A 2,925-nucleotide genomic window follows, 5' to 3' on the forward strand; every position below is an offset into this window, starting at 1 on the left:
GTGCGGCGTTGCCAATGCTCGCCGGATGCCCAACCCGGCTCCGCTTTGCGCCTTGCTCGCGGCCTTTTTGGCGACAACGCGACCCATTGCCATAGCGTTAACAGGCCCTAGTTATCCCCCTGGGCCCACTGCAGCAGCCGGGCCACCGGCGCATACAGCGAGCGCGGAATCGGCTGGTCCTGCGGCACCTCGTCGTACAGCAGCTCGGCCAGCTGCGGGTCGAAGGCCATCGGGATCAACGCCTCGCCCGCCACGCGGCGAATCTGTGCGGCCAGCTCGGCCTCGCCGCGCACCAGCACGCGCGGCAGGTCGTGCTCGCCGAGGTACTGCAGGGCCACCGCCACGCGCTGCGAATGGATGACGGCCGAGGCCATGCGCACGCGGTCCGCCAGACTCGCGTACACGGCCTCGAAGTGGGCGCTGCGCCGGCGCGAACGGTTCAGCGGGTCGCCCTCGGCGTCCTTGTGCTCGCGCCTCACCTCGTCGATGGACATGCGCAGGCCCTTGATGAACTCGTAGCGCGTGTGCGCGTAGTCCACGCCCGCCATCAGTGCATAGACGAGCCCCGCCCAGGCGAAGCTCTGCAGCACGAGGCTGGCGCCGACGCTCATCGCGGCCGACGGCGTCGCATAGCCGAGCTTCAGCGCGGTATCGAGGCAACCGCGGATCACCAGCCACATCACCGATGCGAGCAGCGCCGTCTTGACCATCATCTTCAGCAGGTTGATGAGGTTGCGCGTCGAGAAGATCTTCTGGAAACCCTGTGCCGGGTTGAGCCGGTTCACGTCAGGCTTGATGCGCTCCCAGGCCAGCAGCCCCCCCACCTGCGCGAACGAACCGACGAAGCCGCCCGCCGCCGCCATCGCGCCCAGGCCCAGCATCGTGGCCACCAGCACGCGCCCGGCGTGCAGCAGCAGCGCCGGCACGCCGTCGTCCGGTGCGATGAACAGGCGCTCGCTGGTGGCGTGCAGCCACAACTCGCGCCACAGGCCGAAGATCGTGGCGCCGGCCAGCCACAAGGCCAGCACGGCGAACAGGAAGACGGCGCTGGACGCCACGTCGTGGCTGAACACCACCTCGCCCCGCTTGCGTGCGTCGCGCAGCTTCTTGGACGTCGGAGCCTGATCCTTCTCAGCCACTGCGGGGCCTCATGGAAGAGCGCAGGAACTCGAGCACGCCGTTGTCGGGCCGCAGGAACTGCTGCAGGGAATCCCACAGCACATACATGAACAGCATCATCATCAGCGCGGCCAGCAGGCCCTTGAGCGACTGCGTGCTCTGGAACACATTGAGCTGCGGCGCCACGCGCTGCAGCAGGCCGGCGCCCAGCTCCACCAGCATCAGCACCAGGATGACCGGCGCGGCCAGCTTGACGATCCAGGTGAAGAGGGTGTCGCCCTGGCGGATGGCGAAGGCCTCGATCACGCGGCTCAGGTCCGGAAAGAAATCGGCCACCGGCCACAGCCGGTAGGAGTCCACCACCGCGCCCACCAGCGCCAGCATGCCGCCCGCCGACACGAAGAGGTTGATGACGACCCAGCCGAGGAATTCGCCTGTGGGGCCGTTGTCATGCCCCGCGACGGGGTCGAAGAAGGCGGCGTTGCCGCTGCCGGTCTGGAAGTCGATCAGGTCACCCACGCTCTGGATGGCCCAGAAGAAGATGCCGAAGCCCAGGCCCAGCATCACGCCGATCAGCGCCTCCTTGGCGGCGATGGCGACCCACATCGTCGCCGACAGCGCCGGCATCACGCCCGCCAGCGGCGACATGAACAGCGCCAGCATCAGCATCAGCGAATTGCGCGACATGCCGGTGATGACGTTGGGCGACAGGAAAGGCGTGACAGCGAACACGGCGAACAGCCGCGGCATGGTCAGCGCGATGGAAGCGAGCAGCTGCTCGGGATGGAGGAAGGCGGACTMGTCCATCAGGCCCGCCGCGCCGCCGACCACATCTGCACCGACGCTTCCTCGGTCGCCTCGTCCTGCCGGCGCTCCTGCTGCGCACGTTGCTCGGCCTGGGCGCGCTGCTGCATCTGCCTGGCCTTCTCCAGCTCGGCGCTGGCGCGGCGCAGCTGCGCGCGGCTCGCGTCGAGCAGCCCTGCAGCCTGCRCCACCACGACCTGCGCCTGTACGGCGGCCGCACCGGCCGTCACGATGCGCCTGTCGAGCGCGCGGCTCCAGGCTCCCGCCTGGCGCATCTGCGCCACGCTGCAGCCGCCCTCGCCCACGGCCACCACAGTGGACTGCCAGTGCTGCGCCTTGGCCTGGTGCTGCTGCAGCCATTGCTGCTCGGCCTCTTGCGCCCTCGCCTCGCAGGCCTGCAGCGCCCGCTGGTCACGCCCCACCACCTGCAGCGCGCTGCGCTGGTGGCGCTCGCGCACGTCGGCCAGCAGCTTCCAGGCGATGGCCATGTCACACGCCCTCGGCGAGCCGCCGCAGCGCCGCCAGTGTCTGCTCGAAGGCTTGGCGGTCGCCGGGCTTCTGCGCGAGGAACTGCTGCGTCGCCGCCCGGCGCTGCACCGCCAGGTCGGCCAGCGCTTCGGCGCCCTGGCGGTACTCGCCGATCTGGATCAGCAGCTCCAGCTCCTGGTACTTGGCCATCAGGGAGCGCAGGCGCCCGGCCGCCTGCGCATGCTCGGGCGACGCCACGGCCGACATCACGCGGCTCACGCTGGCCAGCACATCGATGGCGGGGTAGTGGTTGGCCGCGGCGAGCTTGCGCGACAGCACGATGTGGCCGTCCAGGATGGAGCGAACCTCCTCGGCGATGGGGTCACTGTCGTCCTCGCCCTCGGTCAGTACCGAATACACGGCGGTGATGGAGCCGCGCTCGCCCTGCCCCGCGCGCTCCAGCAGTTGCGGCAGCATCGAGAAGATCGACGGCGGGTAGCTGCGCCGCGTGGGCGGYTCGCCGCTGGCCAGGCC

General features: G+C 69.7%; 3 protein-coding genes and 1 pseudogene. All 4 read right to left on the reverse strand.

Features of this window, described 5'->3' with window-relative positions; genetic code table 11:
• Positions 1–107 precede the first annotated feature (107 nt).
• A complete protein-coding gene (locus AC1DU6_RS25680) occupies positions 108–1,139 on the reverse strand; it encodes an EscU/YscU/HrcU family type III secretion system export apparatus switch protein (protein ID WP_477860563.1) in 1,032 nt (343 codons plus the stop codon).
• Positions 1,132–1,926 (reverse strand): type III secretion system export apparatus subunit SctT, encoded by a 795-nt coding sequence (sctT, locus tag AC1DU6_RS25685; RefSeq protein WP_477860565.1) that lies wholly within the window; start codon positions 1,924–1,926, stop codon positions 1,132–1,134. The genes AC1DU6_RS25680 and sctT overlap by 8 nt, the downstream gene beginning before the upstream one ends.
• Positions 1,926–2,411, reverse strand: coding sequence for a serine kinase (locus AC1DU6_RS25690; RefSeq protein WP_477860567.1), 486 nt, complete (start codon positions 2,409–2,411; stop codon positions 1,926–1,928). Before AC1DU6_RS25690 ends, sctT begins: the two co-directional genes overlap by 1 nt.
• Before the next feature lies 1 nt (position 2,412).
• Positions 2,413–2,925 (reverse strand): annotated as a pseudogene (locus AC1DU6_RS25695) (EscN/YscN/HrcN family type III secretion system ATPase); the annotation flags it as partial.

This window comes from Roseateles sp. P5_B10 (assembly GCF_056400485.1).